The following is a 22,582-nucleotide window of genomic DNA, read 5'->3' as shown; positions in this document are numbered from 1 at the left end:
GGTGGCAGTCTCCGCGCCTGATCAGGCTGCCGGAGACCGCCATGCCGTCCTATCCGTTCGAAACCGTCGACGTCTTCACCAACACCCGCTTCGGCGGCAACCAGCTCGCCGTCTTCACCGATGCGCGCGGCCTCTCGGATGCCGAGATGCAGGCACTGGCGGCGGAAATGAACTATAGCGAGACGACCTTCGTGCTGCCGCCGAGCGATCCGGCCAACACGGCGCGCGTCCGCATCTTCCACCGTACCGCCGAGATGCCCTTCGCCGGCCACCCCAATGTCGGCACCGCCTGCGTTCTCGCCGGCCATGGCCGCGACCGCGACGGCATCCTGCTGTTCGAGGAGATGGCGGGGCTCGTCGAGGTCAGGGTTGCGCGCGATGCCGCCGGACTGGTAACGGGCGCGACCATCGCCGCACCGCAGGCGCTCTCGCTCGGCATCCAGCTGCCGGCCGACGCGATCGCCGCCTGCGCCGGACTTCAGGCGCAGGATGTCCTGACTGGCCGCCATCTGCCGCAGCAGGCCTCGGTCGGGGTCAAGTTCTTCTTTGCCGAGGTCACGCCGGAGGCGCTGACACGGGCGACACCGGACATCGCAGCCTATCGCCGGCTCTCGGCCGCCAATCCCGTCCTGGAAGGGCGGCTTTCGATCTTCTTCTACGCCTGGGATGGCGACAGGGTGCGCGCCCGCATGTTCGCGCCGCTGTCGGGCACCTGGGAGGATCCGGCAACCGGCAGCGCGAGCGCGACGCTCGCCGCCCTGACCCTGTCGCTCTCCGACAAGGACAGCCTCGCCTTCGAGATCGCGCAGGGCGTCGAGATGGGCCGCCCGAGTCTGCTGAATGTCACGGCGCGGCGCGTCAACGGCGAGATCCGCGCCACCGTCGGCGGTGGCTGCGTGCCGGTACTGCGCGGCGAGGCGACGGTTTGAGACACGTCATGCTCGGGCTTGACCCGAGCATCTCAGGCCGATGAGGCGCCGGCCAACGCGTTCCTGTCATGAGATTCTCGGGTCTGCGCTTCGCTCCGCCCGAGAATGACCTGCTTGTCAGGTGCCGAGCCCCAGCTCCGCACGCAGCTTGCGCGTCAGCCCGGACGCGACCAGCCGGTGGCTCTCGCGCAGATAGTCGCGGAAGGCGCCGTCCGGCAGGCCTTCGTCGGAGAAGCGCTGGATCCATTTCATCCCGCGCGAGGCGAGATAGGGCGCCGGGCGACAACCTGGTGCGTCGCGCAGCATCTCATAGGAAATGGGCGAGCACTTGAACGAGACGAACAGCGTCCCTTCGGCATCGTCGCGGCCGAGCGCGAACACCTTGCCGCCGACTTTCCAGACATCGGCGCCACCCCATTGCACGACATGGCTGGTCGCGGGCAGGGCGGCGCAGAAGGCGTTATATTCGGCGAGGGTCATATCGTCCTGCTGTCGCGAGTCGCTTCTTCGGATCACCGGATATCCTAATAGCAGACAGCGGATGTCCGGAGCCGGGGATCCGATCCGCTAGCGTCGCCAGAATGGCTTGGCGATCTCCGTCTCGACCTGCTGTTTCGTCAGGCCAATATCCTTGAGCAAATGTGGATTCTCTTGCGCCATCTGTGCCAGCTTCCAACGAGCGCGTATCCGCTCGCACCAGGTTGCGAGCAGGCCTTGCAATGCAGTTTGAGGCGGCCTTGCCAGAGTGGGGGCATCGTTCATGGCAACCTCCCATGGTCCGCGGGCGCTCTGCGCCCGGAGTGAAGGGAGGTTTCGTTCTGCTGGATGCAGGCAGCGCGGTCCTTAAGCGCGCCCGAAGAGTTCCAAAAACTTCCAAACGGGCTATGGATCTAGCCCATGCAGGGATCGCGCTTCGCCTTCGGCCCGTTCGTGCTCGATCCGGGCGCGGGAACGCTCCGCGAGAACGATGTCCCCGTCAGCGCCAGCTATCGCGGCCTGAAGCTCCTCGCGGCGCTCGTGGCACGACCCGACGAGATCCTGAGCAAGGCCGAACTGCTCGACGCCGGCTGGCCGGGGCTGGCCGTGGAGGAGGGCAATCTCACCGTCCAGATCGCGCAACTGCGCAAACTTCTTGGGGCGTCATCCGAGGGCGGTGAATGGATCGCCACGATCCCGCGCGTCGGCTATCGCTTTACCGGCATGGTCGAACAACTCGGCGACCCCAGGCGAAAGCCCTTGCCGCTGCCGGCGAAGCCGTCGATCGCCGTGCTGCCCTTCGCCAATGTCAGCAACGATCCCGACCAGGAAAGCTTCGCCGACGGACTGACCGAGGACCTGATCACCGACCTCTCCCGGACGGCGGAGCTGTTCGTCATCGCCCGCAACTCGGCCTTCGCCTACAAGGGAAAGGCGAGGGATGTGCGCGAGATCGCGGGAGAACTCGGCGTGCGATATCTGCTCGAGGGGAGCGTCAGGCAGGCTGCAGGACGAGTCCGTATCAACGCCCAGCTGGTCGATGAGGTGACTGGCGATCATCTCTGGGCGGAGCGCTTCGATCGCAAGCTCGATGACATCTTCGCTGTCCAGGACGAGGTCACGGCCCGAATCGTCGAGGCCCTGCTCGGCCGGCTGCGCACGCCGCCACCGCGTAAGCGGCCGACGAGCCTCGAAGCCTATGATCTCTGCGTGCGGGCGCGCCGGCTGATGGACGATACACCACAAGCGGCGCAGGAAGCGCATCTTCTGCTGACCCGCGCGATCGCGCTCGACCCGGACTATGCCGAGGCTTATCGCTGGCTTGCCCTGAATCATTGGATGGGCTGGGTGCATTCCGGCGGCCCCAGCGAAGCCTCCCGCGGGATCGCCCTGGAGCTGGCGCGCAAGGCCGTGGCGCTCGATCCGGGCGATGCCGGCTGCCGCTGGTCACTGGCCTATCTGCTCGCCTATGAGCGCAGCTTCGCCGCGGCGGACGCGGAATTCGCCCGGGCGATCGAGCTTGATCCGAACGAGGCCGATGCCTGGGCGGCCTTGTCCGACATCACGGTGCTGGCCGGGCGGGTCGATGAAGGTCTGGAACACATCCGCAAGGCGTTCCGGCTGAATCCGTTCCCGGCGAGCTGGTATTTTCTGCCACTCGGTCAGGCGCTCTATGCGGCCGGAGAGCATCAGTCTGTTGTCGAGGCTCTACGGCGCAACGAAACCCATCGAACGAGCTCGCGTCGCTTCCTGGCGGCGAGCCTCGCCCAACTCGGCCAACTCGACGAGGCGCGCGCGGAGGTAGAGCTCTTCCTTGTCGGCAATCCGGATTTCAGCATCCGGCACTGGGCGGCGATGGAACCGTTCCGTGACGATGCACTGCGCGAGCGCTTCGTCGAGGGTTTCCGCAAGGCCGGCCTGCCGGAGTGACGGAACCAGCCCGGTCGGGCGTGGTTGATCTGCCGCTCAGGAACGCGAGGCGACGATGAAACTCTCAGGCGGCTGCAATTGCGGACAGGTCCGGTACGAGATCGACGGCGAGCCGATCCGCGTCGGGATCTGTCATTGCGAGACCTGCCGGAAAGGCTCCGGCTCGGCCTTCTCCTATTTCGGGATCTGGCCCAGAGCCGGCATCACCATATCCGGTGAGCTGGGCTGCTGGCAGAGCCGCGCTGGTCGCGAGCGCTTCTGCCCGGCTTGCGGCTCGCCGCTGTTCTGCTGGGCGGACGGCTCCGACGAGACCGAGATCAAGCTCGGCAGCTTGGACAGCCCGCCCAGTGCGCTGATGCCGGCCTATGAACTCTGGACCATTCGGCGCGAGCCATGGCTGGCGCACCAGAAGGGCGCCGAGCAGCACACCCGCGATCGCGAGCAGCCGGAGCCTAACGAAAGTTAGAAATTCTCGGCATCGACACCATGGGCCTTGGCCGCAGCGACAATCTGCGACCAGGTCTCGTCGTCGAGTGGGATGCCGTCGCGCTCGCGCTCGATCCGCGTCTTGCGTTCCTTGTCGCCGGGCGCCAGCACGGGCTGCGCCGGGTCCTGCGGGGCGGCAGCACGCACGAATTTGAGATAGCTCTCGATCCGCTGCTGGCGCAGGCCCGCATCCGGCTCAAGCCGGGCCGGGTCGATCAGCACACCGAACAGCGAATTGATGATCCAGGTCTTGTGCGGCTTCTGGTCGATGCGGGCGGCGCCCATCAGTCCGGCCGAGAGCAGTTCGGCGATCAGCGAGAGGCCGGCACCCTTGTGGTCGCCGAAGGGCAGCAGCGCGCCAAGCGGCAGGTCTGGCTGCGCGAAGACATGGCGGGGCTCGAGGGTCGGCCGGCCCTCGCCGTCGATGATGTAGCCTTCCGGCACGGTGACGCCCTTGTTGAGCGCGACGCGGGCCTTGCCGTGCGCCATGCGGCTGGTGGCGAAGTCGAGGATCAGTGGCTCGCCGCCCGGCACCGGCAGGCCGATTGAGATCGGATTGGTGCCGAAGCGCGCCTCCTTGGCGGCAAAGGGCGCGACGATCGGCGGCCGGCCGGCGACGTTGACCCAGAACACCGAGATCAGCCCGGCAGCCGCCGCGACCTCGGAATAGTGGCCGATGCGGCCGATATGGTGGGAATCGAGCAGGTTGAGCACGGCGACGCCGCCGGTCTGGGCGATCGCAATGGCGCGGTCGACGGCGTTGCGCGCGGTTGGCTGGCCGAGCGCGACATTGCCGTCGACGATCAGGAAAGAGCCGAGCTCGCTTCGGACGGCAAGCTTGGACTGCGGCTTCAGATTGCCGTCGGCGAGCGAGTTGAAATAGAGCGGCAGCATGCCGACGCCATGGCTGTCATGGCCGCTGAGATTGGCGAGCACCAGATGCTCGGCCGTCTCCTTCGCCTCGTCATCGCTCCAGCCGGCGGCGGTGATCATGGCGCGGGTGAGGGCGCGGAGCGCTTCGGGCCGGTGCAGGCGATAGGATGTCATGGCTGTCTGTCGGATGCTGAAATCGTCCTGCCAGAGTGCACGGGCCTGCGCTCCATGCAATGGACGCAGGCAAATGGCGCCATCCCGGCCGGCGCATCTCGACGTTGCGCTCACCAATCCTTATGTTGCTGTCAGCAATCCTGTTTTCACCGGACCTTGAATCCGGTCGAGGAGGGACGAGGAATGTTTTCGATACCCGGCCTGAAGGTGGTCTCGCTGACCGATGCCGCCGCTCGGCGCATTCGCGAGATCATGGTGCAATCGGCGCGCGATAACCCCGATGCGCCCGCGCTAGGCCTGCGCGTCGGCGTCAAGAAGGGCGGCTGCGCCGGCATGGAGTACACCTTCGAGGTCGCACGTGCGATGGGCAAGGGCGACGAGGTCGTGACCGAGAAGGACGCGACCGTGATCGTCGACGCCAAGGCGGTGCTGTTCCTGCTCGGCACCGAGCTCGACTTCAAGACCGACCGCTTCTCCTCGACCTTCGTCTTCAACAATCCGAACCAGGTCTCGGCCTGCGGCTGCGGCGAATCGGTCGAGATCAAGCCGCGCTCGGAGAGCGCGCTCGCTCAGTGATCGGATAGCGGAGGCCGCTCAGGCGACCTTCGCGGCGTCCTGGATCGCCTCCTCGGTGACGGTGCGGTTGCGGCCGTCGCGCTTGGCCTGCAGCAGCGCATTGTCGGCCCGCTCGACGATCGAGCTCGCGGTGTCGCCGCGCCGATAGACCGAGACGCCGAGCGAGATGGTGATCCGCCCAAGGCTCTCATTGGTCGAGCGCTTCACCAGTTCGCGTGTCAGCAGCGCCTGGCGCACCGTCTCGGCGCCGAACTTGCCGGCGACGACATCGGCCTCCGGCAGGATGATGGCGAACTCCTCGCCGCCGAAGCGGGTGATGATCGCCTTGTCCTTGAACTTGTCCTTCATGGTCCGGGCGACCAGGCGCAGCACCTGATCGCCCGTCAGGTGGCCGTGCATGTCGTTGAAGTGCTTGAAGAAGTCGATATCGGCCATGACCAGCGCGAAGGGCTCGCGCCGCAATGTCGCCTGATCGATCGCCTTCTGCAGCATCTCCTCGAAATGCCGGCGATTGGCGAGGCCGGTGAGAGGGTCGGTCAGGGCCTCGGCCCGCGTCGATTCCAGCGCCTCGCGCAGATTGCGGATCTCATGCGCGCTTTCGCGCAGCTGGCCTTCGAGCTGGGTCTTGCGGGCGACCTCCTCGCGGGTCGACAGGACCAGTGCCTCGACCCATTCGCGCAGCTTCTGCCGATCGGCTGACGGAGGCACTTCCTCCGACATGGCGCAAAGCCGGCCGTGATATTGCTCGCTGGAGCTGAGCGCCCGGTCGACCAGCGCCATCATGCTCTCGATCTCTGAGAGCACCTGCAGGCTGGTGCGCTCCGCCTGGCGCGACAAGCGGTCGGTGCTGACGAATTTCTCGTAGAGCGTATCGATGTCAGCGACGCCGACTTCGCCATTACTGGCGGCGATCACAGCTTGCATCGCCATGCTGAGCGCCGGCATCTCGCCGCTGAGATGGGCGTACCAAACTTCGAAAGCGCGCGGATAACCCGGGGAATAATGCTGTCGCATCGCTGCGACGACCTGCTCGGCGAAGTCGTGAGCCTGCGGCGAGCCTGCGCTGCTGTTGGTCATGACATCCTGTCCCCTGCCGGGCGCGAAATTCTTCCGCGCCCGCTACGCGCCTGACCCTAGGGCAGACGAAGTTAAAGCAAGGTTGCCAGGAAACCTGGTTTTAGCCGACGCGGACGGGGCGCAGCAGGAAGGCAGGCACGTGGTCGCCGAGGCCCTTGACCTTCGGGCCGTCATCGAGGTCGTCGCGGCGGGACGACCGGCCACGGTTGCCGTGCTGCGCGCCGTTGCCAGACGCTTCTTCGCGGCGCGGCGCGCGCGGTGCCTCGTTGCTGCGCGCAGCCTCCACCTCGGCCCGCTCGGGGCGGCCTTCGGATCGAGCGTGCTCGTTCCTTGGCTCGCCGCGCGACGGCTTGCCATCGCGGCCACCGCGTTGCGGGCGGCTGCCCTTTCGGTCGTCGCCACGGCGGCCACGGCGCTCTTCACGCGGCTCGGCTGCCGGCAGGCTCTCAAGGCCCGGCCCGGCCCATTCGATGCTCTGGCCAGTCAGTTTCTCGATCGCGGCGACGAGTTTGTCGTCATGGCGGGTGACGATGGTGAAGGAGGCGCCCTCGCGTCCGGCGCGGCCGGTCCGGCCGATGCGGTGGACATAGTCCTCGGCATGGGTCGGTACGTCGAAGTTGAAAACGTGGCTGACGGCCGGAATGTCGAGGCCGCGCGCCGCGACATCGCTCGCGACCAGGATCGGGTTCTCGCCGGTGCGGAAGGAATCGAGTGCCGCCATGCGGGCGTACTGGTCCATGTCGCCATGCAGGGCCACCGCCGGGAAGCCGTGCTTCTGCAGGGACTTGTGCAGCGTTGCTACATCGCGTTTGCGGTTGCAGAACACGATCGCGTTCTGCAGATCCTTGGCGTCCTTGATCAGCCGGCGCAGCGTCTCGCGCTTCTCGTAGTCCTGGCTGTTCGAGGCGATCAGGCGCTGCGTGATCGTCGCCGCGGCGGTCGCGGGCCGAGCAACCTCGACGCGGACCGGATTGTGCAGGAACTGCTCGCTGATCCGCGTGATCTCCGGCGGCATCGTCGCCGTGAAGAACAGGGTCTGCCGCGTGAAGGGAACAAGCTTGCAAACCCGCTCGATGTCCGGGATGAAACCCATGTCGAGCATGCGGTCGGCTTCGTCGATGACGAGCAGCTCGACGCCGGTCAGCAGCAGCTTGCCACGCTCGACATGGTCGAGCAGGCGGCCGGGCGTTGCGATCAGCACGTCGACGCCGCGGGTGATCTTGGCGTCCTGATCGCCGAAGGAGACGCCGCCGATCAGCAGCGCCACCGAAAGCTTCTGGTTGACGCCGTAGCGGACGAAGTTCTCCTCGACCTGCGCGGCGAGCTCGCGCGTTGGCTCGAGGATCAGCGTACGCGGCATCCGGGCGCGGGCGCGGCCGGTTTCCAGGATGGTCAGCATCGGCAGGGTGAAGGCAGCGGTCTTGCCGGTGCCGGTCTGGGCGATGCCGAGCACGTCCTTGCGGGCGAGCACGTGGGGGATGGCCTGGGCCTGGATGGGGGTGGGCGTCGTGTAGCCGGCGGTGGAGACCGCGGTTAGAACCTTATCGCTCAGGCCGAGTTCGGCAAAAGACATCGATAGCTGCGCTTCTCAAGGGTCGGGGACACGTGGCGGGATGACCGATCGACCGCAACGGTGGCGCGACTTTGCTGGGTTGCGCGCCTTCGGACGCCCGTGCAATGCAGAAAAAACGGGGCAAAGTCAACATTCTAGAGCCTGTTCCGATCTACTTGCATCGCAAGGCGGTCATCCGAACGGTCTCTGAACATAAAACGGGTAGGGATTTACGGCCGGCTTGCTTCAACCTGGTCCGATTGGCCCGAGCAGGATTCGTGAGGAGTGAGCGCGATGCAGACCAAGATACCCGAGGCGCTCGTCCTGATCCCGGGCCTGAATTGCACGCCTGCACTCTATACCCCGCAATGGCTCGCCTTGGCTTCGGGCCGGCAGATTCTGGTCGCTGACAACACCACCGACGACGCGATCACCGCCATGGTCGAGCGTTTGCTGGCCACGGCACCAGAGCGCTTCGCGCTGTGCGGGTTGTCGATGGGTGGCTATGTCGCGTTGGAGCTGATGCGCCGGGCACCGCAGCGGGTGACGCGGCTCGCCTTGCTCGACACCAGCGCCAAGCCGCCGACGCCCGAGACCAACGCGCCGCGCGAGCAGATGATCGCGCTGGCGGAAAGGGGCGCCTTCGACAATGTCGTGACCTTGCTCTGGCAGAAGCTGGTCGCGCCCGACCGGCTGGCCGACGAGGCGCTGCGGCTGGAGGTGCGGGCGATGGCCGAGGCGGTAGGATCGTCAGGCTTCATCCGCCAGCAGCGCGCCATCATGGGCAGGTCCGATGCCCGGCCGGTGTTGCGGACGATATCTGTCCCGACGCTGGTCGTGGTCGGTGCGGAGGACGCGATCACGCCGCCCGACGAGGCGCGCGAGATCGCCGGTGGCATCGGGGCGAAGGCGCGTTATCTGGAAATACCGGGCTGCGGCCATCTCTCGACGCTGGAAGCGCCGGAACTCGTCACAGCGGCTTTGTTCGACTGGCTCGATTGAGCCTCAGCGCGGGACCACGCAGGGGTCGAGCTTCGTCTCGCTGGCCCGCTTGACGATCGAGCCGGTGACCAGCGGGTCGATCGCCTGGCCCTTCGCCGCGGCCTGGGCGACCTGGCGCATCGCGTCGCGGTCGAGCTGCGCGGTGTGGTTCGAGACGAAATTGGCGGCGATGACGGAAAGGAAGGCGATCGCTGCGCCTGCCTTTGCGACATCGGCGACCATGGTGCCGCGCTTGTTGCGCAGGAAGGCGATGACGAGCCGCATCGCGGAACTCCGGAAAGCAAAGGGCGTGGATCGCCGATAGACGGAGCATGCGGCCGTGGCTGTAAAAACTTGGTTAGCGAAGGGTCTCTCGCTCAGTTCGTCGTCGCTTGGCGCGAATAAAGGCCTTACGTTGGGATAGCCTATGGTCGTCACCGTCAAAGGGGCGTCGCATGCTGAAACTGGGTGCCCTGGGCGAGCCAGTCCGGCTGTTGCAGAACCAGCTCAACCTGCTGCCGACGCGGCTCGTCAAGCTTGTCGTCGATGGCATCTTCGGCACGCGCACGCACGGCCGGGTGCTGGAATTCCAGGGCAACAACCAGCTCGAAAAGGATGGCGTCGTCGGCCCGCTGACGGTGCAATTGCTCGAGAATCTGCTCAAGAATCTCAACAATATCCTGCCGGTGCCGCCACCCATGCCGGTTCCCAAGAAGCCATCGGTGGTTCGGCTGGTCACCGACGAGATCCTTGGTTCCTTTCCATCTGCGAACGGCCTCATCACGCAGGTCATCCCGCCGATCGCGGTGATCCAGACCGCGACTTACAAGCAGGGAGCAGGTGGCCCTCCACTGGATTTCCAGATCATGCCGGCGACGACCGGCCGGCTCGCGATCTTCGCCGCCCGCAACAAGGACGGTATCGAGCGCGCGGTGATCCTGCTGCTGCCGGCACAGGTCAAACCGGATCGCCTGCTGATCTGCATCAGCCACGGCTTCGGCGGGCAGGGGCCGAAGACGCGGGCCCGGCTCGCGGCACTGAACTGGACCAACCCGCTGTCTAAGCCCTTGATCGACTATGTGCTGCTGAATCATGTCGTCAATCGCTGGGGCGCCCAGACGCTCGCGGCCCAGAAGCGCAATCTCGGCTACATGCAGATCGTCCGCTCCGGTGCAGCCGGCGGCGAGCTCGGGCCCTTCGCCAGGGATGCGACCTTCCTGCGGCAGGCGCTCACCGAGATGAGCGACCTCACCAATGGCGCCTTCTCGTTCGACACGCTCGAGACGATGACCTTTTCGAGCGGCATCAGCGATCACAACCTGTTCGTCTCGCATGCCGAGAAGCAGTTCGACATTGCGGCCAGCTATGCCATCGACCCCGTGCCGCAGACCCGGCCTGCAACCTCGAAAGGCAAGAAGCGGCTGTTCCGCAGCGGAGTGACCTCGCAGGGCCCGCCGCTGCCCGGCTCGGATTTCCTGCCCGTTGGCCGCTGGCGCAATGAATGGGCGAATTTTCGCCTGAAGACCGACGGCGAATACGACTACATGCACAATTGGACGATGCCGTTCTACTGCCTCTATCTCGGCATCCAGACGTCGTGACGAAAAAGCGCTGCGCTGTCAGCGCTTGCCTTCCAGCCTGCCACGATGCTCGCGGAACAGTGCGCGCAAGGCGTCGAGAGCGGCCAGCACAGCCGGCCGCTGCCTGCTGCTCTCATGCGAGACCAGGAAGATCTCGTCGGCGGTCGCCTCCGGAGGCTCCTCCAGCCGGATCAGCCCCGCATCGGCATCCGCCAGGAAGCAGGGCGCCATCGAGACCGCGCCGGACGAACGGATGCTCTCATAGCGCGCAGCGGAATCGCCGACACGGGCCGCGATCGGTCGTCCGGCGGCCCAGGCGAGGATGTGCTGCTCGATGCGCGAGGAGACGTCGCGGCTCACCGAGATCACCGGCGCGGTCGCAGGGTCGATATCGCGGTGGACATAGAAGGCCTGCGCCAACTTGCCGACCTTCTGGCCGAAATAGCCGGCGTCTTCCGGCGGCTTGCGCATCCGGATCGCAATCTCGGCCTCGCCGCGCGCCAGGTCGAGCCGCTCGCGCGTGCTGATAATGACGATCTCGATGCCGCCGGCAGCGGCCGAGAGCCGGGCGGCATGCTGGGTCAGGAACAGGCTGATCGATGTCGTTGCCGTGATGCGCACCGGGGCATCGTCGCGGGCGCGGGCGGCGTTTGCCCGCGTCTCGAAGCGCGCGACCGCCTCGGCCGCCGCCGCTGCATCCGCGGCGAGCGAGAGGCCGATCTGCGTCGGGATCAGACGGTTGGCACCGCGCTTGAATAGCGGCAGGCCGAGCCGCGCCTCGAAGGCTTTCAGGCGTCGCGCAACCGTCGTCTCGCTCAGTCCGAGCGCAGACGCTGCCAGAGCGAGCCCGCCCGCGGCGGCGACGGCGTGGAAGATTTCGAGATCGGCCCAGAGCGAGGTCTGGGCCGAGGCCAGGGCATTGCGTCGAGATGGAGAGGCAGGAGGCTCGCCCATGCGCTCAAGGGCCGGAGATAGGGCGCGGGCTCGTGGCGCCGGGAGGGATCATGGTCGGCATCGTGCGGGTCTGTCGGCATGCGCGCAAGATGGGCGCATGTCGGTGGCAAGACAGCCCGGCAGGCTTGCCGGGGAGCCCGGCGCGAAAGCCTGCCAGTCTTCGCCTCACAGGTCGATCAGCTCGCCGGCGAAGGCAGCCCGCTCCTGGATGAAGAGGAAGCGCGCCTCGGGCTTGTTGCCCATCAGCCGCTCGACCGTGTCGGAGGTCTCTTCCTTGGCCTCATGGTCGACCATGACCTTGAGCAAGGAGCGCTTGCTCGGGTCCATCGTGGTCTCCTTGAGCTCGGCCGGCATCATTTCGCCCAGGCCCTTGAAGCGGCCGATTTCGGGCTTCTTGCCCTTGAAGACAGTCTCGATCAGCTCGTCCTTGTGGGCATCGTCGCGGGCATAGACGGACTTGGTGCCATGCCGCAGCCGATAGAGTGGCGGCACGGACAAGTAGAGATGGCCCTTCTCGATCAGGCGCGGCATCTGGCGCCAGAAGAACGTGACCAGGAGCGAGGCGATATGGGCGCCGTCGACGTCGGCGTCGGTCATCACGATGACCTTCTCGTAGCGCAGATCGTCTTCGCGGAACTGGCTGCCGATGCCACAGCCCAGCGCCAGGATCAGGTCGGCGAGCTGCTGGTTGGCGTTGAGCTTTTCGCGCGTCGCATTGGCGACGTTGAGGATCTTGCCGCGCAGCGGCAGGATCGCCTGGTTGGCACGATTGCGCGCCTGCTTGGCCGAGCCACCGGCGGAATCGCCCTCGACGATGAACAGCTCGGAGCCTGCGGCGCCGGCATTGCTGCAATCGGCGAGCTTGCCGGGCAGTCTCAGCTTGCGCGTTGCGGTCTTGCGCGAGACTTCCTTCTCGAGGCGCCTGCGCTGGCGTTCCTCGGCCCGGTCGACCGACCAGTCGAGCAGCTTCAGCGCCTGCTGCGGCGAGGCTGCGAGCCAGTGGTCGAAGGCATCGCGGATCGCGTTCTCGACGATGCGGGCCGCTTCCAGCGTCGCCAGCTTGTCCTTGGTCTGGCCCTGGAATTCCGGCTCGCGGATGAAGACCGAGAGCATGGCGGCGCAGGTCGCCATCACGTCGTCGGCGGTGACCTGTGCCATGCGCTTGGACTGGCCGATGCGCTCGGCATGGTCGCGCAGGCCGCGCAGCAGGGCGATGCGCAGGCCCTGCTCATGCGTGCCGCCTTCCGGCGTCGGGATCGTATTGCAATAGGAGGAGGAGAAGCCGTCTTCGCCGGTCGCGAGCCAGGCCACCGCCCATTCGAGCGAGCCGTGGCCGCCCTCCTTGGTGACTTTCCCAGAGAAGATCGGTTCGGCGACGAGGTCCTTGCCCTCGATCTCGCGGGCGAGATAGTCGCGCAAGCCCCCGGGGAACTTGAACACTGCCTCGGCTGCGACATCGCCTTCCGGCTGCAAGCGCGAAGGTGCGCAGCGCCAGCGGATCTCGACGCCGCCGAACAGATAGGCCTTGGAGCGGGCCATGCGGAAGAGGCGGGCGGGAACGAAATGGGCGCCTTCGCCGAAGATCTGCGCGTCCGGATGGAAGCGCACGCGCGTGCCGCGCCGGTTCGGTGCCCGGCCGACGGTCTCCAGCGGCCCGAGCGGCAAGCCGCGCGAGAAGCTCTGGCGATAGAGCATCTGGCCGCGCGCGACCTCGACCTCGACCAGATCGGAGAGCGCGTTGACGACGGAAACGCCGACGCCGTGCAGGCCGCCCGAGGTCTCGTAGACCTTGGAGTCGAACTTTCCGCCGGCGTGCAGGATCGTCATGATCACTTCGAGCGCCGACTTGTCCGGAAACTTCGGATGCGGGTCGATCGGCATGCCGCGGCCATTATCGGTGACCGCGAGCGAGCCGTCGGCGAAGAGCTCGACATCGATGAAGCTGGCATGGCCGGCGACCGCTTCGTCCATGGCGTTGTCGATCACCTCGGCGAAGAGGTGATGCAGCGCCCGCTCGTCGGTGCCGCCGATATACATGCCCGGCCGGCGCCGCACCGGCTCCAGCCCTTCGAGCACCTCGATCGCCGAGGCGTCATAGTCGGCCTCGGAAGGCGTGCCGCTGCGCGGCGGCGGGGCAGGGCGCGCGGCCGGCTTCGGCGCAGGGGCGGGCGCACGCGATTCCTCGCGCATCTCCTTGCCGCCATCGTCGCCGAAGAGATCGTCCGCCATCGTCACCATACTCGCTGATTCGCTTGGTCTGCAGGATATCGTATCGGCATGCCGGCCGCTTGCCGGAGCCCCTATAACCCGCCTGTCATCCGCAATAAACCGATCGGATTGCCGCCGGAAGTCAGGATGAGCGAGGCCGTCGCCGAACCGTCATCCCGAGATGGCACAGCCGGCCAGGGAACCCTGGCCGCTGCTTGTCGGTTCAGCAGCCGTTAAGGGCCTCGGTTTCATCATCGTGATGCGAATCGGGACTGGTCCCGACAACGCATTCGGCTAAGCTGGCTAGAGGGGGAAGGTCTCGTGGCGTCGCGTTCCGCAGTACCCAATATCCGCATTGCCGGCCTCGAGCGGGCCGCGCGTTTCGCCGGCGAGGCCTTCGCTTATGAGGAACTCTCCGGCGTCGAGACGCGGCACGATGCCGAGAACGCGCAACTGCGACGGCTCTGGTGGGCCGCCGCCATCGTCGCGCTGATCGGTCTGGCGATCGTCGCGCTGCGCTGAGCGCCTTGAATTCGTGTTTCAGGCGGGCGCCTTCAAGCCGTCGTAGAAGCTGAGATGGGCGAGGGCGGCCTCGTCCCATAACCTGGCGAGATCGACGCCGATCGCCTCCGCCTTGCGAGCCTGGGCGGCGAGGATCGCTTCGGCGAAGCGCTCGGGCGCCGCGTCGACCGGGCATAGCACCGTCGCCGGATTGTCGATCTTCGCTTTCAGCGCCGGGGCAAGCGCGAACTCGTCCTGTTGCTCCGGTTCGGTCGAGACCAGCGGGACTGCGAGCTGGCTGACCGCCTGGAAGCTGCCGCGCCGCGTGCTGATCCCGTCGGTGAAGGGCAGCAGGAAGACGTCGGCGGCGGAGAGCGTCGCCATCAGCTCGCCTTCGTCGTCGATCCGGCCGCGGAAATCGAGCCAGTCGGCGACGCCGAGTTCGCTCGCGAGCGCAAGGAAGGCTTCGCGATCTCCAGGCTTGTCCCAGAGGAAATCGCCGCAGATCAGCAGACGTGCCTTGACGCCGCGCTGATGTAGCGCCTTCGTCGTGCGCAGCAGGACATCGGGCCGCTTGCTGGCATAGAGCACGCCGAAATAGCCGATCACGACATCGGCTTCGCTCGCGCCGCTGCCGCGCAGCTTCACCCGTTCCGCCGCGACCCGCTCGGGATCGATCCGCGCCGGCATGATGTTGGGGCCGATCGGGATGACCGGCGCCGCCAGCTTCTTCGCCGCGCTGACCAATGGCGTCTTCTGGAAGCTCTCGCGCTGCTGCTGCGAGACGAGGACGAAACCGTCGCAGGCGAGGATGTCCGGCACCATCGAGAGATAGCGCAGGTGATTGAGCGAAGCCCATTCGTGCAGGGTGATCGCGATGCGGCCCTTGCGCGTCATCAGCCGTGCCGCCATCAGCGCCGAGCCCGGTACGATGCTGTTGCCCCAGCCTTCGATCGGCATCTGGAGATGCACGATACGGTCGCGGCGCAGTTCCTCGGCGATGGCGCCGATGAAGGCTGCCGGGTGCTCCGGCTCGATCGTCCGGATCGCGACGAGGCCCGGGCGCAGCGCGTTGACGGCGCCGACAAGCCGATAGGCGTAGTCCATCACCGCGCAGGTGACGGGCCTGGCCGAGCCGAAGATGACGACGGAGGGGGTGGGAGAGGGTGAGTGCATGCGCCTGCGGTCGTGCGGAGGATGAGCCGCCGTCTATCGCACAGCTTTCCTAAGCTTGCGTTGAATCAGGCGGCCGCTTCCAGTGGACCGAAGCTCGCGACCAGATTGCAGCGCCGCTCCGGAATGCTGCTGATCTTCGCTGCCCAGCAGGCGTAGCCAAAAATCAGCCGCTTCATTTCCTGAAGCGGGCGGCTGCCATCGTCACCGGTTTCACGCAGGCATGAGAGGGTGTCGAAGCCGGCGGCGCGCAACTCGGCCCAAGCCTTCTCGCCGTCCGGCTTGCGATTGCTCTCGAAGGTCAGGATCGGGCGATGGCGGGCGAAGGTCTCGCGCAGCCCGGCGAAGACGTCGGCCTCGAAACCCTCGACATCGCATTTCACGAAGCCGATCCGCTTCGCACCGCTCGCGATCTCCGGTTCGTGCTGCGCCAGATAGCGGTCGCCCTGGCGCACCGGCAGCACGATGTCGCCTTTGCCCGAGGCGAAGCTGCCGCTGCCGTCATTGCCGGCCTGGAGCAACGAGAAGCGGAGCTCGGCGTCTTCCCGCCCCAACCCGACCTCGTGCAGGCGGACATTGCCGGTCCCGGACAGCAGGAGATTGGTCTTGAACAGCGATGCGATGGGAGGATTGGGCTCGAAGGCGATCACCTCCGAGAACGACCCCGCCAATGATACAGAATGATTTCCTATGTTGCCGCCGATATCGAGGAATGCGGTGCTCTGCAGATTCCGAGCGTGGAATATGGCCTTGAGCAGCTCGATCTCGCGGCGCTCGTAAATGCCGTTTCCGATGATGGAGATGCCGAGATAATCGGTTGGGATGACGGCTAGCCGGGGAGCAGGAGGGAGGTGCTTCCTGCTGCCCGGCACGATCGCTTTGGCCAGCAGGTCGTAGGCGCGCCGGATCGCATAGGTCGCGCGCGTCTCGTTGATCCTCAGCATGGCCGGCTCATTCATTGAGATCACTGAACGCATCCCTAGCAGCGATCCTCTGCTGAATATTTAACCTGTGGTTGAGGTCATCTGCGGGCCTGAGCGCCCCCCCGCGGGCGTGGCCGAGCACCTGTCTACGGCGGGACGATGAACCGGATTGACGGCCGAATGAGGCAACGATCTCGCCACCGCCGTGGGCAGCGTGACCTTCGGCCACAACCGCCATCTCTGAACGGCCAGCCACGCGGTTCGGCTCGCGTTTCCCGCATCAACAAAAAAACCGGGGCGTTTCCGCCCCGGTTCGAAGGTGGACTGCGGATCACCGCAGTCGGGAGGAAATCCTGTCCGGGCCAAAGTCCCGGCCGGAACCCTGCTCAGTAGGAATAGTACATCGTGAACTCGACCGGGTGCGGCGTCATCTCGAAGCGCGCCACGTCCTGCATCTTGAGCTCGATGTAGCTCTCGATGAAATCGTCGGTGAAGACGCCGCCGGCCTTGAGGAAGGCGTTGTCCTTCTTGAGCGAATCGAGCGCCTCGCGCAGCGAGCCGCAGACGGTCGGGATCTTCTTCAACTCGCGCGGCGGCAGGTCGTAGAGGTCCTTGTCCATCGCCGGGCCCGGATCGATCTTGTTGAGGATGCCGTCGAGGCCGGCCATCGTCAACGCGGCGAAGGCGAGATAGGGGTTCGCCATCGGATCGGGGAAGCGGACCTCGACGCGCTTGGCCTTCGGCGAGGTCGTCCACGGAATACGGCAGGAGGCCGAACGGTTGCGCGCCGAATAGGCGAGCAGCACCGGCGCCTCATAGCCCGGGACCAGGCGCTTGTAGGAGTTGGTCGACGGGTTGGTGAAGGCGTTCAGCGCCTTGGCGTGCTTGATCACGCCCCCGATGAACCACAGGCACTCCTGCGACAGGTCGGCGTACTTGTTGCCGGCGAAGAGAGGCTTGCCGCCCTTCCAGATCGACAGGTGGACGTGCATGCCCGAGCCGTTGTCGCCATAGACGGGCTTCGGCATGAAGGTCGCGGTCTTGCCGTAGCTCTGCGCGACGTTGTGGATGGCGTACTTGTAGACCTGCATGGTGTCGGCCATGTGGGTCAGCGTGTCGAACTTCAGGCCGAGCTCGTGCTGGGCCGAGGCGACCTCGTGGTGGTGCTTCTCGACCTTGGCGCCCATGGCAGCCATGGCCGCGAGCATCTCGCCGCGCATGTCCTGCGCGGAGTCCTGCGGCGGAACCGGGAAGTAGCCGCCCTTGATCGCGATGCGGTGGCCGAGATTGCCGCCCTCGTACTCGGTCTGGCCGTTGATCGGCAGCTCGACGCTGTCGAGCTTGAAGCCGGTGTTGTACGGATCGGCCGAGAACTTGACGTCGTCGAAGACGAAGAATTCGGCTTCGGGGCCGACATAGACGGTGTCGCCGATGCCGGTCGACTTCAGATAGGCCTCGGCCTTCTTGGCCATGCCGCGCGGATCGCGGCTATAGGGCTCGCCGGTCGCCGGCTCGAGCACGTCGCAGTTGATGACCATGGTCGAGGCCGAGAAGAACGGGTCGATGCAGGCCGTCGACGGATCGGGCATCAGCAGCATGTCGGACTCGTTGATCGCCTTCCAGCCGGCGATCGAGGAGCCGTCGAACATCGTGCCTTCGGCGAAGATCTCTTCGTCGATCATCGAGACGTCGAAGGTGACGTGCTGCCACTTGCCGCGCGGATCGGTGAAGCGGAAGTCGACGTATTTGACGTCATTGTCCTTGATCGCCTTCAGGACCTCTTTGGCGTTCTTCATCTCACGACTTCCTTTGTCGACTGCTAGGGTCTCACGACAGACGCTGCCTGCGGGGCTCCGCGGGCGCACGCATTCCTTCGGGGAGGGGAAAAATCCTCAGATCGCGTCCGCGCCGGACTCGCCGGTGCGGATGCGGATCGCCCCCTCCACGCTCGATACAAAAATCTTGCCATCGCCGATCCGGCCGGTCTGGGCGGCTTTCTTGATCGCCTCGATCGCGCGCTCGACCATATCGTCGGCCAGCACGATCTCGATCTTCACCTTCGGCAGGAAGTCGACCACGTATTCGGCGCCGCGATAGAGCTCTGTATGGCCCTTCTGGCGGCCGAAGCCCTTCGCCTCGAGCACCGTGATGCCCTGGAGGCCGACCTCCTGCAGCGCCTCCTTCACCTCGTCGAGCTTGAAGGGCTTGATGATCGCTTCGATCTTCTTCATGCGCCGACCGACCTCCTTGGCGTGACCTTCGACCACTGTACGCAGCCTTTTTCCGTTCTGACCATGGCGGCCGGCACGGATCAACCTCGGCGCGTCCAGCAGAAACCTCGCCTGTGCTGCTCATAGCATCGGCGCAGTCTGGCCGCCATGACGCCCCCCGGGGCAAACCGCCTCTTGAAGAGGCGAAAAACCGTCCAAAAAATATGCAAATGCCTATCTTGAGTGCAAACGAGGAAATTGCCGGTATCCTTGCCTCGGCGCTGGCGCCGGCAGACAATCCTATGATGACCATGGCTGCCGATCTCTCGCCCCTCGCCTTGCTCAGCGTCGCCGAGATGGCGGCGGCGGATGCGACGACGATCGCTGCCGGCACGCCGGGCATCGTCCTGATGGAAAAGGCAGGCAAGGCGGTCGCCGACGCGGTGACGCGGCGCATCCGCCCCGGTCAAAGCGTCCTCGTGCTCAGCGGCCCCGGCAACAATGGTGGCGACGGCTTCGTCGCGGCCCGTCTCCTGGCGGAGCGCGGCTGCCGGGTCACGCTGGCGCTCGCCGCCGAACCCGCCGCCTTGAAGGGCGACGCCGCTCTGGCGGCGCAGGGCTGGACAGGCCCGGTCGTAGCGATAGGCCGAGTCGATCCGGCCGGGCATGACCTCGTGGTCGACGCCCTGTTCGGCGCCGGGCTCAGCCGTGCGATCTCCGGCGAACTCGCGGCACTGGTCGAGCAGGTCAACACCGCCGGCAAAACTGTCGTTTCCGTCGACGTGCCGAGCGGTGTCCATGGCGATACCGGACTTGCGAATGGCCCCGCTATCCGCGCTGACGAGACCGTAACCTTTTTTCGGCTGAAGCCCGGCCATCTGCTCCAACCTGGTCGATCACTCTGCGGCGTCGTCACCCTGGCCGATATCGGCATCCGGCCCGAGACCATCTTCATACCGGACAGGATCACGCCTTCGACCTTCCGCAATGCGCCGGGCCTCTGGCGTGCTCACTGGCCGGGCCATGCAGTAGGTGTTCACAAATATGCCCGCGGTGCGGTTGCAGTCGCGGCGGGCGGATTGTCCGGCGTCGGGGCACCGCGGCTCGGCGCCCGTGCAGCATTGCGTATCGGCGCGGGGCTCGCGACGATCATCTGCCGGCCGGAGGCGCTGGCTGCGCATGCGGCGCGCGGCCCCGACGCCCTGATGCAACGCGCGGCGGCCGACCCCGCGGCCTTCGAGGCGATGCTGTCGGCGGGCAAGGTTGGCGCGCTGCTGATCGGGCCAGCGCTCGGCCTCGACGACGAAGCGCGGTCCTGGGTGGCGGCAGCCCTGCGCAGCGACCGGCCCTGCGTCTTCGATGCCGATGCGTTGACCCATATCGGAGCGCAGCGGCCAGCCTTCACCGATCTGCTGCAACAGCGTGCGGGGCCGGCAGTGCTGACGCCGCATGAGGGCGAGTTCCAACGCCTCGTCGCCGATGTCGCGGGCTTCGAGCCCGAGCGCGGCAAGCTCGAGCGGACGCGCCGTGCCGCCCGACTGATGGGAGCAGTCGTCGTCCTCAAGGGGCCTGATACGATCATCGCCGCGCCTGATGGACGCGCTGCGATCAACAATACCGGTTCTCCCGCCCTCGCCACGGCCGGCTCCGGCGACGTTCTCGGCGGGGTCGTCGCCGGCCTGCTGGCGCAGAAGATGCCGGCGTTCGAAGCGGCCTGCGCCGCAGTCTGGCTGCATGGGCGTGCTGGCGAGCAGTTCGGCCCTGGTCTCATCGCAGACGACCTGCCGGAGGCACTCCCTGGCGTGCTGGCCGAGATCCACGACTGAGACACCTGGCGAAGAAAAAGCCCGCCCTGCGGAGGGCGGGCCTTCAGTCGGCCTTGTCGGGCCGTTCTTAGCGGGCGGCGTAGGTCACTGCCGGAGCGGAGGTCAGCTGCTCCTTGGTCATCGTGATCTTGCCGTGGTCCGGATACATCTCCGGGCCCTTCTTGGCGGCCGGCGGCGCGTTCATCGCCGTGCTGCCGCCTGCTCCGGTTCCGCCGGCCGGGGCGGGGGCCGGCGTGACCATCGGTTCCTCGCTCCACTGGACCTGCTCGAACGGGATCGCGACGTCCTTCGAGCCGATGCCGAGGAAGCCGCCGACGCCAACGGTGACGATCTCGATCTTGCCGGCCTTGTCGAACACCACCTCGGTGACGTCGCCGACCTTCTTGTTGTCGGGACCGTAGATGTCGACGCCCATCAGCTTCGACGCCCGCCACTTGCCCTGGCCGGCGAGATTGTTTTCCGGAACCTTGGCGGTCTCTGCGGCCGGCGCCGGGGCAGCCGGTGCGCTCGTCGCGGGCGCTGTCGGCTGCGGGCTCGGGGGCTGGTTCGAGGGCGCACTGGTCTGCGCAACGGCAGCAGCGGCAAGCATGACGCCGCCGATAGCCGTCAATGCAACGTGACGCTTGTACATCGGTGTCCTCCTGTCGTGTCCGCACTTGCGGAATGACTGAACAACGCGGAAACGACGTTTTGGTTCGCGTATAGGGAGCGTGCGCCTGCCGTTTGACGGGTTTGGAGGCACTACGACCTATGGGCTTAGCGCTTCGGTAAGGCCTGTGCGCTTTGCTGAAGCCTCGCCACGAGGGTCCGGAGGCCTGACAGGATGAGCAGGAATCTCACGTTTCTGAGCTTCGCCGCCCTCGGCATGATCGCGACGACGGCGCCCGCAGCGGCGTTCTGGGAACGCTCGCAATGGCGCGTCTGCTCGGAAGGGACGACGCCAGCCGAATACCGGCGCTGGCGCTGCTGGGAGCTCGACGGCTACGCCGGGGAGATCGCACCGGGCTATGGCGGCTTCGGCGGCGATTTGTGGCGTGCGCCCGGAAGACAGCAGCCCCTCCGTCGAGGCGGATCCGTCAGCCGCTTGGGTTGAGACCGGCGAAGCTCGGCTTCGGAAACCGCGCCTCCGCGCTTTGCCTGTCACATCCAGGATGCGGAACCTGCGATCCATAACGTGGACGACCCAGATTCCAGCGGGCAATGTTCCATCGCTCAACGATGGAGGCCACGATTCGTCATCAGTCGTTCTGTGCCCTCGTGGCCGCGGCGTTGCTGGCCGCTACCCCCACAGCTGCCCAGCAGCCGCTTCCGGCCGTGGATGGCCCCAGCGGCAAGCTGATGTTCATCCATGGCGGCGCCAACGGCGACAAATGGACGGGGCTGGAAGGCGCCGTGACCGTGCCACTCGGACACCGGTTCGGCCTGCAGCTTGACGGTGCAGCCGGCGGGCTGGACGGTTCGCTGGGAAAATCGGCGTTCTATGGCACCGGGGCGCACCTGTTCTGGCGCGACCCATCGACCGGAATGGTCGGCATCGAGGCTGGCTTTGCGCGCCTCGATGCCATGGGCGGGATAAACACATATTCCCTCGGGCTCGAGGCTGAGCGCTACTGGAATTCGGTCACACTGGGCGGCCTGGTCGGCCTGACCGATGCGAGTGGCGCCTCCCACTCAACGGCCTTGGGGAATTTCCGTTATGATCCCAGTACGCATTTCGTGGCGGGCACCAATCTCACCTGGTACCCGGACGACAATCTCGCATTGACGATCTCGGGCGCTCTTTCCGGGAGCCAGATGGCGGCAGGCATCGGAGTTGAATGGGCGCCGGCAAGCACGAGTTCGGCTCAGCCGAGCATTTTTGCGCGAGCCGTTCTGCATGAGGGGGGCGACGTGTCTGCTTTGGCAGGCCTCAGCGTCTATTTCGGGGGGCAGCCAAAACCGTTGATCCGGCGCCACCGGGAGGACGATCCTGCCATTGGCAACGTGATGAGCAATGGCACGAAAGCCGGCATCCTCTTTGCTTTGGGATCGATCTGCAAGTACCGGGCGCATCGCGACAACCCGTGCCATCGCCCCGACCGTTAGCCACGTTTCTGAGGCGTCACCCGTCGTCGCGCGACGAAGCTGTCGATCCCGGGACAGATTTTTGCAGG

The 22,582-nt window shown here is 66.2% G+C and carries 23 protein-coding genes; 10 read left to right on the top strand and 13 right to left on the bottom strand.

All coding sequences use genetic code 11. The annotated features are described in order from the left end of the window. The first annotated feature begins 41 nt into the window (after window positions 1–41). Complete coding sequence (locus tag VGV58_RS09440) at window positions 42–929, top strand: PhzF family phenazine biosynthesis protein (RefSeq protein ID WP_326873759.1); 888 nt, start codon at window positions 42–44, stop codon at window positions 927–929. A 117-nt stretch (window positions 930–1,046) separates the two neighbouring features. Here VGV58_RS09440 and VGV58_RS09435 read toward each other — a convergent pair whose 3' ends face one another. Beyond that, window positions 1,047–1,409, bottom strand: coding sequence for an MmcQ/YjbR family DNA-binding protein (locus tag VGV58_RS09435; protein WP_326873758.1), 363 nt, complete (start codon window positions 1,407–1,409; stop codon window positions 1,047–1,049). An 87-nt stretch (window positions 1,410–1,496) separates the two neighbouring features. Beyond that, a complete protein-coding gene (locus tag VGV58_RS09430) occupies window positions 1,497–1,691 on the bottom strand; it encodes a DUF1127 domain-containing protein (protein WP_326873757.1) in 195 nt (64 codons plus the stop codon). 135 nt (window positions 1,692–1,826) lie between these two features. On the opposite strand from VGV58_RS09430, the gene VGV58_RS09425 reads away from it, so the two are divergent. Both VGV58_RS09425 and VGV58_RS09420 read left to right on the top strand, forming a co-directional pair. Next, window positions 1,827–3,335 carry a winged helix-turn-helix domain-containing tetratricopeptide repeat protein gene (locus tag VGV58_RS09425; RefSeq protein WP_326873756.1) on the top strand — a complete coding sequence of 503 codons (1,509 nt, stop codon included), beginning with the start codon at window positions 1,827–1,829 and terminating at the stop codon, window positions 3,333–3,335. A gap of 55 nt (window positions 3,336–3,390) precedes the next feature. Further along, window positions 3,391–3,801 (top strand): GFA family protein, encoded by a 411-nt coding sequence (locus VGV58_RS09420; protein WP_326873755.1) that lies wholly within the window; start codon window positions 3,391–3,393, stop codon window positions 3,799–3,801. Here the strand turns inward: VGV58_RS09420 and VGV58_RS09415 are convergent. Beyond that, complete coding sequence (locus tag VGV58_RS09415) at window positions 3,798–4,868, bottom strand: malate/lactate/ureidoglycolate dehydrogenase (protein WP_326873754.1); 1,071 nt, start codon at window positions 4,866–4,868, stop codon at window positions 3,798–3,800. The two genes, VGV58_RS09420 and VGV58_RS09415, sit on opposite strands and share 4 nt — an antisense overlap. A gap of 183 nt (window positions 4,869–5,051) precedes the next feature. Here VGV58_RS09415 and VGV58_RS09410 point away from each other — a divergent pair, with 183 nt between their 5' ends. Then, on the top strand, window positions 5,052–5,444 hold the full coding sequence (locus tag VGV58_RS09410) for a HesB/IscA family protein (protein WP_326873753.1): 393 nt from the start codon (window positions 5,052–5,054) through the stop codon (window positions 5,442–5,444). A gap of 18 nt (window positions 5,445–5,462) precedes the next feature. Here the strand turns inward: VGV58_RS09410 and VGV58_RS09405 are convergent, their stop codons facing one another. Both VGV58_RS09405 and VGV58_RS09400 read right to left on the bottom strand, forming a co-directional pair. After that, the gene (locus tag VGV58_RS09405; protein ID WP_326873752.1) at window positions 5,463–6,521 is read right to left on the bottom strand and encodes a GGDEF domain-containing protein; all 1,059 of its coding nucleotides are present in this window, start codon (window positions 6,519–6,521) and stop codon (window positions 5,463–5,465) included. 100 nt (window positions 6,522–6,621) lie between these two features. After that, window positions 6,622–8,094, bottom strand: a complete 1,473-nt coding sequence (locus VGV58_RS09400; protein WP_326873751.1) for a DEAD/DEAH box helicase — start codon at window positions 8,092–8,094, stop codon at window positions 6,622–6,624. A gap of 273 nt (window positions 8,095–8,367) precedes the next feature. Here VGV58_RS09400 and VGV58_RS09395 point away from each other — a divergent pair, with 273 nt between their 5' ends. Beyond that, window positions 8,368–9,075, top strand: a complete 708-nt coding sequence (locus VGV58_RS09395; protein WP_326873750.1) for an alpha/beta fold hydrolase — start codon at window positions 8,368–8,370, stop codon at window positions 9,073–9,075. 3 nt (window positions 9,076–9,078) lie between these two features. On the opposite strand, the gene VGV58_RS09390 is transcribed toward VGV58_RS09395, so the two are convergent. Then, the gene (locus tag VGV58_RS09390) at window positions 9,079–9,339 is read right to left on the bottom strand and encodes a hypothetical protein (protein ID WP_326873749.1); all 261 of its coding nucleotides are present in this window, start codon (window positions 9,337–9,339) and stop codon (window positions 9,079–9,081) included. 170 nt (window positions 9,340–9,509) lie between these two features. Here VGV58_RS09390 and VGV58_RS09385 point away from each other — a divergent pair, with 170 nt between their 5' ends. Beyond that, the gene (locus VGV58_RS09385) at window positions 9,510–10,655 is read left to right on the top strand and encodes a peptidoglycan-binding domain-containing protein (RefSeq protein WP_326873748.1); all 1,146 of its coding nucleotides are present in this window, start codon (window positions 9,510–9,512) and stop codon (window positions 10,653–10,655) included. Window positions 10,656–10,673: 18 nt separating this feature from the next. Here the strand turns inward: VGV58_RS09385 and VGV58_RS09380 are convergent, their stop codons facing one another. Continuing rightward, on the bottom strand, window positions 10,674–11,588 hold the full coding sequence (locus VGV58_RS09380; RefSeq protein ID WP_326873746.1) for a LysR family transcriptional regulator: 915 nt from the start codon (window positions 11,586–11,588) through the stop codon (window positions 10,674–10,676). Between the two features lie 165 nt (window positions 11,589–11,753). Then, window positions 11,754–13,817, bottom strand: a complete 2,064-nt coding sequence (parE, locus tag VGV58_RS09375; protein WP_414643922.1) for a DNA topoisomerase IV subunit B — start codon at window positions 13,815–13,817, stop codon at window positions 11,754–11,756. A gap of 300 nt (window positions 13,818–14,117) precedes the next feature. Here parE and VGV58_RS09370 point away from each other — a divergent pair, with 300 nt between their 5' ends. Then, complete coding sequence (locus VGV58_RS09370; RefSeq protein WP_326873744.1) at window positions 14,118–14,318, top strand: hypothetical protein; 201 nt, start codon at window positions 14,118–14,120, stop codon at window positions 14,316–14,318. Between the two features lie 18 nt (window positions 14,319–14,336). On the opposite strand, the gene VGV58_RS09365 is transcribed toward VGV58_RS09370, so the two are convergent. The 4 genes from VGV58_RS09365 to VGV58_RS09350 form a co-directional block, all read right to left on the bottom strand. After that, window positions 14,337–15,473: a glycosyltransferase gene (locus tag VGV58_RS09365; protein WP_326873743.1), complete on the bottom strand. Its 1,137-nt coding sequence runs from the start codon at window positions 15,471–15,473 to the stop codon at window positions 14,337–14,339. A gap of 65 nt (window positions 15,474–15,538) precedes the next feature. After that, window positions 15,539–16,414 carry an FkbM family methyltransferase gene (locus tag VGV58_RS09360; RefSeq protein WP_326873742.1) on the bottom strand — a complete coding sequence of 292 codons (876 nt, stop codon included), beginning with the start codon at window positions 16,412–16,414 and terminating at the stop codon, window positions 15,539–15,541. Window positions 16,415–16,779: 365 nt separating this feature from the next. Further along, window positions 16,780–18,189 (bottom strand): type I glutamate--ammonia ligase, encoded by a 1,410-nt coding sequence (gene glnA, locus VGV58_RS09355; RefSeq protein ID WP_326873741.1) that lies wholly within the window; start codon window positions 18,187–18,189, stop codon window positions 16,780–16,782. A gap of 96 nt (window positions 18,190–18,285) precedes the next feature. Further along, window positions 18,286–18,624, bottom strand: coding sequence for a P-II family nitrogen regulator (locus VGV58_RS09350; protein WP_057192756.1), 339 nt, complete (start codon window positions 18,622–18,624; stop codon window positions 18,286–18,288). A 281-nt stretch (window positions 18,625–18,905) separates the two neighbouring features. Between VGV58_RS09350 and VGV58_RS09345 the strand changes: the two genes are divergently transcribed. Next, window positions 18,906–20,429, top strand: a complete 1,524-nt coding sequence (locus VGV58_RS09345; RefSeq protein WP_326873740.1) for an NAD(P)H-hydrate dehydratase — start codon at window positions 18,906–18,908, stop codon at window positions 20,427–20,429. Between the two features lie 67 nt (window positions 20,430–20,496). On the opposite strand, the gene VGV58_RS09340 is transcribed toward VGV58_RS09345, so the two are convergent. Further along, window positions 20,497–21,060, bottom strand: a complete 564-nt coding sequence (locus tag VGV58_RS09340; RefSeq protein WP_326873739.1) for a PRC-barrel domain-containing protein — start codon at window positions 21,058–21,060, stop codon at window positions 20,497–20,499. A 192-nt stretch (window positions 21,061–21,252) separates the two neighbouring features. Between VGV58_RS09340 and VGV58_RS09335 the strand changes: the two genes are divergently transcribed. Both VGV58_RS09335 and VGV58_RS09330 read left to right on the top strand, forming a co-directional pair. Then, on the top strand, window positions 21,253–21,522 hold the full coding sequence (locus VGV58_RS09335; RefSeq protein WP_326873738.1) for a hypothetical protein: 270 nt from the start codon (window positions 21,253–21,255) through the stop codon (window positions 21,520–21,522). A 125-nt stretch (window positions 21,523–21,647) separates the two neighbouring features. Further along, a complete protein-coding gene (locus tag VGV58_RS09330) occupies window positions 21,648–22,514 on the top strand; it encodes a hypothetical protein (RefSeq protein ID WP_326873737.1) in 867 nt (288 codons plus the stop codon). The last annotated feature ends 68 nt before the right edge of the window (window positions 22,515–22,582 follow it).

This window comes from Allobosea sp., from assembly GCF_035944895.1.
Classification (GTDB): Bacteria; Pseudomonadota; Alphaproteobacteria; order Rhizobiales; family Beijerinckiaceae; genus Allobosea.
This window is presented reverse-complemented; position numbering and strand designations above follow the sequence as displayed.